The sequence below is a fragment of the Bacillus sp. HMSC036E02 genome, assembly GCF_001836235.1.
GTDB classification, from domain to species: domain Bacteria; phylum Bacillota; class Bacilli; order Bacillales; family Bacillaceae_G; genus Bacillus_A; species Bacillus_A cereus.
Genome location: NZ_KV827876.1, coordinates 1 through 728, shown reverse-complemented (window position 1 = coordinate 728; position 728 = coordinate 1). Strand labels below are relative to the sequence as shown.

The window sequence follows — 728 nt, the reverse complement described above, 5'->3', positions numbered from 1 at the left end:
TGCCTTACCGCTTGGCTATAGCCCATTAATATTTACTAGTATGGTTATCTTTTCAAAAAAATAAACCCTCTCAGGTTATTTTAAAGAAAATGGTGGAGGGGGGCAGATTCGAACTGCCGAACCCGAAGGAGCGGATTTACAGTCCGCCGCGTTTAGCCACTTCGCTACCCCTCCGACATTTTAAATATATATGGTGGAGGATGACGGGATCGAACCGCCGACCCCCTGCTTGTAAGGCAGGTGCTCTCCCAGCTGAGCTAATCCTCCAAAAGTGGTGACCCGTACGGGATTCGAACCCGTGTTACCGCCGTGAAAGGGCGGTGTCTTAACCACTTGACCAACGGGCCAAAAAAGTTTTAAACCTATTCCCAAGCTTCCAACCGGGCTTGAACCGGTGACCTCTTCCTTACCATGGAAGTGCTCTACCAGCTGAGCTATGGAAGCATAATGGCTCCGCAGGTAGGACTCGAACCTACGACCGATCGGTTAACAGCCGATAGCTCTACCACTGAGCTACTGCGGAATAATATTAGCCTGGCAACGTCCTACTCTCACAGGGACAAGGTCCCAACTACCATCGGCGCTAGAGAGCTTAACTTCCGTGTTCGGTATGGGAACGGGTGTGACCTCTCTGCCATCATTACCAGACTTTTATCATTATAAACATTTCTTTCGAAATGTCAAGAAGAAATTTTAATGCATATTCCTTCAAAACTAGATAACATCGC

5 tRNA genes and 1 rRNA gene are annotated in these 728 nt (G+C 47.9%); all 6 read right to left on the bottom strand.

Annotation, left to right across the window (positions count from 1 at the left end):
- Positions 1–90: 90 nt before the first annotated feature.
- The 6 genes from HMPREF2590_RS26035 to rrf all read right to left on the bottom strand — a co-directional run bounded on the left by HMPREF2590_RS26035 (position 91) and on the right by rrf (position 648).
- Positions 91–174 (bottom strand) — tRNA-Tyr (locus HMPREF2590_RS26035).
- 17 nt (positions 175–191) lie between these two features.
- Positions 192–267, bottom strand: a tRNA-Val gene (locus HMPREF2590_RS26030).
- A 5-nt stretch (positions 268–272) separates the two neighbouring features.
- A tRNA-Glu gene (locus HMPREF2590_RS26025) sits at positions 273–347 on the bottom strand.
- A 24-nt stretch (positions 348–371) separates the two neighbouring features.
- Positions 372–444, bottom strand: a tRNA-Thr gene (locus tag HMPREF2590_RS26020).
- 4 nt (positions 445–448) lie between these two features.
- Positions 449–523: transfer RNA gene (locus tag HMPREF2590_RS26015), tRNA-Asn, on the bottom strand.
- A gap of 9 nt (positions 524–532) precedes the next feature.
- Positions 533–648 (bottom strand): 5S ribosomal RNA (gene rrf / locus HMPREF2590_RS26010).
- Positions 649–728: the final 80 nt, after the last annotated feature.